General features: G+C 53.5%; 6 protein-coding genes and 1 CRISPR repeat array. Of the genes, 1 reads left to right on the top strand and 5 read right to left on the bottom strand.

The window, feature by feature from the left end:
* Positions 1-62 precede the first annotated feature (62 nt).
* Positions 63-898: direct repeats of the CRISPR family, unit length 37 nt; unit sequence GTTTCAATCCCCACCAGCTCCGAAGAGCCGGTGATAC.
* Positions 899-1,275: 377 nt separating this feature from the next.
* The 3 genes from VKV29_RS05580 to rmuC form a co-directional block, all read right to left on the bottom strand.
* Complete coding sequence (locus VKV29_RS05580; RefSeq protein WP_324200318.1) at positions 1,276-1,443, bottom strand: hypothetical protein; 168 nt, start codon at positions 1,441-1,443, stop codon at positions 1,276-1,278.
* A gap of 15 nt (positions 1,444-1,458) precedes the next feature.
* Complete coding sequence (locus tag VKV29_RS05585) at positions 1,459-1,746, bottom strand: hypothetical protein (protein WP_324200319.1); 288 nt, start codon at positions 1,744-1,746, stop codon at positions 1,459-1,461.
* Between the two features lie 134 nt (positions 1,747-1,880).
* Positions 1,881-3,188 (bottom strand): DNA recombination protein RmuC, encoded by a 1,308-nt coding sequence (gene rmuC, locus VKV29_RS05590; RefSeq protein ID WP_324200320.1) that lies wholly within the window; start codon positions 3,186-3,188, stop codon positions 1,881-1,883.
* Between the two features lie 234 nt (positions 3,189-3,422).
* Between rmuC and VKV29_RS05595 the strand changes: the two genes are divergently transcribed.
* A complete protein-coding gene (locus VKV29_RS05595) occupies positions 3,423-5,423 on the top strand; it encodes a DUF6785 family protein (protein WP_324200321.1) in 2,001 nt (666 codons plus the stop codon).
* A gap of 14 nt (positions 5,424-5,437) precedes the next feature.
* Here the strand turns inward: VKV29_RS05595 and VKV29_RS05600 are convergent, their stop codons facing one another.
* The gene (locus tag VKV29_RS05600) at positions 5,438-6,088 is read right to left on the bottom strand and encodes a hypothetical protein (protein WP_324200322.1); all 651 of its coding nucleotides are present in this window, start codon (positions 6,086-6,088) and stop codon (positions 5,438-5,440) included.
* Positions 6,089-6,183: 95 nt separating this feature from the next.
* The coding region (locus tag VKV29_RS05605) for a prephenate dehydrogenase (protein ID WP_324200323.1) at positions 6,184-6,965 on the bottom strand (782 nt) is incomplete at its 5' end.

The raw sequence follows: 6,965 nt of genomic DNA on the forward strand, positions 1-6,965 counted from the left end.
CCACCAGCTCCGAAGAGCCGGTGATACCAGCTGCTCAAAAACGGTTGGCGCTACGTCTGCAAGTTTCAATCCCCACCAGCTCCGAAGAGCCGGTGATACTCCAATCCAGCACGAAACAACCATCGGGTGGATAGGTTTCAATCCCCACCAGCTCCGAAGAGCCGGTGATACATATACATTTAATGCATCAAATCCACCTCTCATCGTTTCAATCCCCACCAGCTCCGAAGAGCCGGTGATACTTCCAGAGCAATAAGGAAACATAGGCAGGATAATTCGTTTCAATCCCCACCAGCTCCGAAGAGCCGGTGATACGCGCAACTCCAGCCATGAATGACAAGTCCGCATTGTTTCAATCCCCACCAGCTCCGAAGAGCCGGTGATACCTCCTTGCGGAATCTGTTGACCTTGCGGTATTTGTTGTTTCAATCCCCACCAGCTCCGAAGAGCCGGTGATACTTGGCGATTGAGATCGTACGCAGCAAACAGCAGAAGTTTCAATCCCCACCAGCTCCGAAGAGCCGGTGATACTTTAACAGCATCGTCACGCAGTTGGCACAGCAAGGGTTGTTTCAATCCCCACCAGCTCCGAAGAGCCGGTGATACACATATGCGCTTCATCGGTTTTGATCGGCACATACAGTTTCAATCCCCACCAGCTCCGAAGAGCCGGTGATACGGCAGTAGGAAATAGACGATGGAAATCACAGCAATAGTTTCAATCCCCACCAGCTCCGAAGAGCCGGTGATACACGCTTAACGGGCATGGTGTTAATATGTCTAAGCAGTTTCAATCCCCACCAGCTCCGAAGAGCCGGTGATACTTGATATTCTACCATACAGAACTCCAGTCCAAAACACGTTTCAATCCCCACCAGCTCCGAAGAGCCGGTGATACGGTCAACTTACTCTCAAAATAAAGGCCGCGTAAGCCCCTACCCTCGAGAAGTTGCCTCTTATATTATACCACACTCTCTCAAAATCCTGCGCGAACCTCTCTCTCGAACCTACGATCACTCCCGATTCGCGCAAACTTAGGTTTTCCTAAGGAATTGGGGATAGGAAGGAACCGATAGTTCCTCTTACCGCCCTCTCCTTATTACGCTTCCTAACATCAAAAGCCGCCTATGCCAACAGGCACACCGGAAAGCGTGGCTCCGTTTGAATTTTTACCGTTGGAGCTATTAGGGGCCGCCCATGCCGGCAGGTGCGCCGGAAAGCGTGGAGGAGCCACCCTCCTTCTCTTGTAAAGCATTCGACTTCGGAGGAGCACTGCTAGAGGTGTCCCCCAAAACCAGGAGCCGTCTTCGACTCGTTGAGGCTGCCCAACGAACCTATGGTGCGACCCTGCGGCCCGAACGTTCGCACGGCCGACCAAATGGCAAGCGCTACCGCAATAACCACCGCGATAATAACAAGGACGGTTTTCTTTTGCGAGTCCATCTCTAGCTCCTCCCGCTACTTGTACTGGTCGTCCCAGCTCACAAGATTGAAGTTCTTCTGCCCTGCAGCGGCGCGCTGAGCAATGGCCTGGGGCGTCCACGGCCAGGACATAATGGAGGTTCGCTTCAGTGTCTTTACGTGGCCGTCCACAAAGGCGTAGTTGGACATGCCGTTATGGGCGCCCATCGAGAAATAGCCCTGGCCCCCACACCAACTGATACTAAAGTTATCGGGCGCGGTAGGCCAATTGGGATCGGCAAGGTTGCGTTGGTCCCAACGCCAGTAGGCATAGCCGTTCCACATGCTGACGGTAGTCCAAAGCTCGAAGATGGAGATGGTGGAAGCGGGAACACTGAAGTGCTATGTAGAGGCTGAATCTGTGATGCCCTTATCAAAGAGGCTCTGATTGACAGCAGATAGCTGCCCTGTTAGGCTAGTTATTCCGACGAGATCACTGTTGGTAACTCGGCACCCTCATCTTGAATGGAGTAGTTTATCGGCAACAATTCTCTTTGGGCGTCTGTGAGCTTTTTTTGCAGTTCCTCACGCGAGTTCGTAACCATTGTGATACCGCGAGAGAGCCTGGAGTTGACTTCTTCTGACATCTCCTGCAGCAACTGATTGAGCTTTTGAATCTGGATATGTAGCTTCTCCAAGTCTAATGTTGAGTTTGGAACATATAGTGCCACCAAATGACAGAGGGTGAGAAGGTAGGGAACAGCCATGCTGTAGCTAATAATGACTATCCGCTTTCTCAACGCTTCAACGTGCACTGAGCGTGTGTTTGCATAGACCGCATCGGGAACAGCAACAATACCAATGCCTAAGGTTCTATCTGGGTCTAAATATCTCGTGACCTCTTGCACTTTTTGCCTTAATTTGTCTTCAAGACCTCGTAGAATACGTGCCGTCTCTTCTGAGGAGGAATCTGATTCGAGACGAGACAGCTCTTCCACCCCTACCCACTTCGAGTCGATAGGTACAAGACGTTGATTTGGTAGCTTAAAAGCAAACTCCACCTGCCGACCATTTACCATTACCTGATATTCCTTCCACTCAGCTGGCAATACCTCTAAGAAACTATCAAGAATATTTTCTCCTGCTGCACCGCGGGAACGTGAGCCTGCGATTATTCTTTCCAAATTGTTTAGAATTTCGTTGGCATTTGCTTGCTGCGCTCGGATTTGCTCGCCGCGCTCCTTAAGAATATCGAGGATGCTTTTGGCTTCCTGCAACTGCTGAATAAGAGCACTTTGCGACGTGCTTACAGAGTTTTTTAGAACGGCATCTATTTCTGTTATTTGATTCACCAAATCGTTTAGACGTTGTTCATGAATTTGCTGCCGTCGCCTCAGCTCATCGGTAACGCTCTGTGCTGTCTGTAACTGTTGAGCTAAAGTATGTTGCGTGTTGCCTACAATGTCTTTTAGGTCTGCCCCCATTTGAGTCAGGTAAGTACGTAGAGCGTTCAGAGAAAGCTCTTGCGCCTCTTGACGCCTTCTCAGTTCATCTGTCGCCGTCTGCAAGGCAGCCGTTGCCCGATTCTCTTCTAAAAGCATATTGTGCTGCTGATCGATGCGTTCAAGAGATCTCAAACTTACCTGTGTCTCCTGAAAACTCTTCTCCGCTTTGCCGATGAAATCAAGCATGCTCTTCCGAAGCGTTATGCTGAGAACGAGCGCGATACAGGCGACTATGAGGCAAACGAGTACGACAACAGCCATGACAACCCATGTCGCAGACATGGCTTATTGGGCCTCCTTTGGCGACATTTTGCGATGGTAGAGGTTTTGATTATACTGTGATTTGAAGCTTATGACTGCACGCTATAAGTGCAGGAAGCTTTTTCTCAGTGCTCTTTGGTGTAACAAGAATGCCGGTACTGTAAGAACATACTTACTCGGCCCTACACGGCTCTAGCAGGAAACGGCGAGAGAATGGCGAATTTTTTCTGCACTTGAAAGGAGTTGAAATTGAGTATGGCGGATATGCCCTTACAAAAAGAGCCGTTTCCTCACCTGGCGGCAGCCCTACCGAAAGGCCAACGCCAGCCATACGGACGCTCGCTTACCTGGCGGGTAGTCCTCCTTTGCCTTATTCTTATTCCCCTTACCGATTTTTGGCAGGTGGAAATGGAGGTCGTGCGCTACTCCGCCCATCCCACCACCATCTCCCTGTTTTTTGATACCGTGTTCGTGCTGCTCTGCCTTACCGTGGCCAATCAAAGCCTGAAACGTTTCGCCCCCCGGCTGGCCCTGGAACGCGGGGAACTTCTCCTCACTTACTCGGTTCTTTGCATCGCCGCCGCCGTTAGCGGACACGACATGTTGGAAGTTTTCGTCCCCATGCTTACCTGGCCCTTTAAGCATGCCAACAGCTCCAACAACTGGGCACATCTCATCATCCCGCACCTGAAGCCGGCGCTTTTCATAAGCGACCCTAAAATCTACAAAGGCTACTATGTGGGCAACGACACCATCTTTCGCTGGGTCTACATTCGTGCCTGGCTGCCCGTCGTCTGCATCTGGACGGCCTTCGTCTCCATGCTGCTTTTTGTTATGCTCTGCATCAATGTGATCTTGCGCAAGCAGTGGACCGAGCATGAACGACTTACTTACCCCATCATCCAACTGCCTTTGCAGATCACCTCTGAACAGGCTTTTGCGCCGAATGGGCTTTTCCGAAACCGACTCTTCTGGCTCGGCTTCGCCATCGCCGGCTCCATTGATATGATCAATAGCCTTAACTACTACTATCCTAATATCCCCACGGTTCTCACGCCGGGGTTCGGCCAAAGCTTCCTGGATATAGGCCAGTACTTTACATCCAAACCGTGGAACGCGCTCGGTTGGACGCCTGTCTCGTTCTATCCCTTCATGATCGGCTTAGGCATGTTCATGCCGCTGGACTTCCTGTTCTCGATGTGGTTTTTCTACTGGTTTTGGAAGCTGGAGCGGGTCGCCGTCGTATGGCTTGGCTACGACCGTGACCCGCGCTTTCCCTACATCGAAAACCAGTCGTTTGGGGCCTATCTCTCTTTCTTCTTCTATGCCGCCTGGCTTAGCCGCAACTACATCAAGCAGGTGCTTCGTTGCGCGTTGGGGCGCCCTTCCGAACTCGATGACAGCACCGAGCCTATCCGTTACCGATGGGCCGTCTTGGGAGTGATTTTGGGGGTAGGCTCGCTCGTCGCTTTCTCCACCTGGCTGGGGATGGTTTGGTGGATCGGTATCCTCTTTTTCTTCATGTATTTCATGCTTGCCATCGCCATTACGCGCATGAGGGCCGAACTGGGCACCCCCGTTCACGACCTCCATTTCACCGGCCCCGAGATGATCATGACGCGCGTGGCCGGCACCGACAGCTTTTCTGCAAATACACTTACCGTTTTCTCCCTCTATTTCTGGTTCAATCGCGCCTACCGCAGCCACCCCATGCCGCACCAGTTGGAGGGGTTTAAGCTGGCCGAGCAGACCCACTCGCGCTATCGAAGTTGGTACTTTGCCATGCTTTTCCTCGGCATCTTTGGGGTGTTTGTGGCGTTTTGGAATATGCTTGGACTGATGTACCACTATGGTGCCGAAGCCAAAAGCGTGCTGACCTTTGGGCCAGAACCCTACAACAACTTAACCTCATGGCTTAACACGCCCACACGCGGCAAGTTCGGCGAGCTGATGTCTATTTTTGTGGGATGTGGCATCGCCTTCTTCCTCCAGTGGATGCGGGTGCGGTTCCCTTGGTGGCCTTTCCATCCGCTGGCTTTCGCCGTTACCTCCTCGTGGGAGATCAATTTGGTTTGGGGGCCGCTGTTCCTGGCATGGATATTCAAAGGTCTTATCCTTCGCTACGGAGGCCGAGGCGCTTTTCAGAAAGCGTTGCCCTTCTTCATCGGCCTGATGCTGGGGCAGTTTGTGGTGGGTAGCCTGTGGAATATCTACGGCATTGCAAGGGGCCTGCCGACTTACCAGTTCTGGCAATAGCTTAAGGGGTGCCCCTAGGGCTTTGCGAGAACATAACGCGTGGCGTTAGGGTAGGTTAGAATAAGATCGTGGCTGCAGATAAGTGCATGCGTCTTGGGGTCGCTCTGAACGTCTACAGGGTAGCTGGCCTTGCCTATCTTCAGCCATAACCGGTGAGGTCCTTTTAGCTCGTAGGTGCCCTGCCACCGAATGAGGAGGGTCTGCCCATCATCGTCGGAACTTACCTGTTGCACGCTTTTATCTGGGAAGGGCATTTGGGTGGTGCCATCGGGTGTGTCGGCCAAGAGCCGGGTTGTTCCGGTGATCACCCCATGCGCGAAGGTTACCTGCTGGTCGAGAATAGGGCAACCGCTTTGAGGGCCGGTGGCCGTTTTACCGATGCTCTGCAAAACCCACTGTCCCTGCAGCTTTGCCTCTGTCAGCCCCGTTGCTGCGGCTTTAGGATGATGCGGCACAAAAAACGCGAAGCAGAAGGCGGCTAGCGCCACGAGGGCAGCGGCAAAAACCTGTTTACGACCTCGCTTGCGAGGGTCGGGCAGAGTGACGGTCTCGTCAAGGCCAGCGTCCTCTCCCTCAAGGCCGACGCCCTTCCCCTCAAGGCCGACGCCCTTCCCCTCAGTCTCTTCCTTTATCTCTTGAACGGCAGGCTCTACCACCTCTTCCACAACTCCTTACAGTTCGGTTAGCACGGAGTTATAATCGGCGTTTTCGCCCCAAAAATGGAGGGAGAACCTGTATCGGCCAAGGGTTCCTAGCCCCTCTAGCCTCGTTCGATCTCTTCGCGCAAAAGCGTTAGCTGACTTTCAAAGGCGGCGAGTGCCTGCAGCAGTTCCGCCCGATTCTGAAGGAAAATCTCCTTCCACAGCGCTTTATCTGCACAGGCGATGCGGGTAAGGTCACGAAAGCTGCCACCGGCCAACTGCTTGGCAAGCTCCCGATTCGGGTGGCCCTCGATCATGTTCATAAAGGCGAAGGAAAGGAGGTGCGGCAGATGACTAACAAGGGCCGCCAGACGGTCGTGTTGCGCCGCCTCCATCGGCAAGGGGCGTGCCCCAAGCGCTTTAATTAGTGTTGCCAGCGAATGCGCCCAGGGGTCTTCGTCTAGTGAGAAGGGCGTTGAGCGCACAATCGCCCATGCAGCCCCACGAAAAAGTTCGGATTGTGCGGCCTGCGGCCCCGATTGAGGCCCTCCGGCCATGGGATGCCCGCCTACAAACCTCAGGCCGAAGAGCGCCTCGCCGTGGTGTACTATCGCCCCCTTTACGCTGCCGAGGTCAGTGATGAGGGCCTGAGAGGGAATATGCGGTGCCAAAAGTGAAAGCTGCTCCACAATGGCCTGAGGGGGGGCGGCGAACACCACAAGATCGGCCTCTGAAATCGCCTCGACCGGTGTCGCCGCAACCCTATCTAGGGCGCCCTGCTGAGAGGCTATGTGCAGATGGCTTGGCCGAACATCGTAGCCGACCACCGTTTTGGCAAGCCCTCGCCGACGCAGGGCCATTCCCAACGAGGCGCCCATGAGGCCTACACCCAGGATGGCCA

Source organism: Chthonomonas sp. (assembly GCF_035294165.1).
In the GTDB taxonomy this organism is placed as follows: Bacteria; Armatimonadota; Chthonomonadetes; order Chthonomonadales; family Chthonomonadaceae; genus Chthonomonas.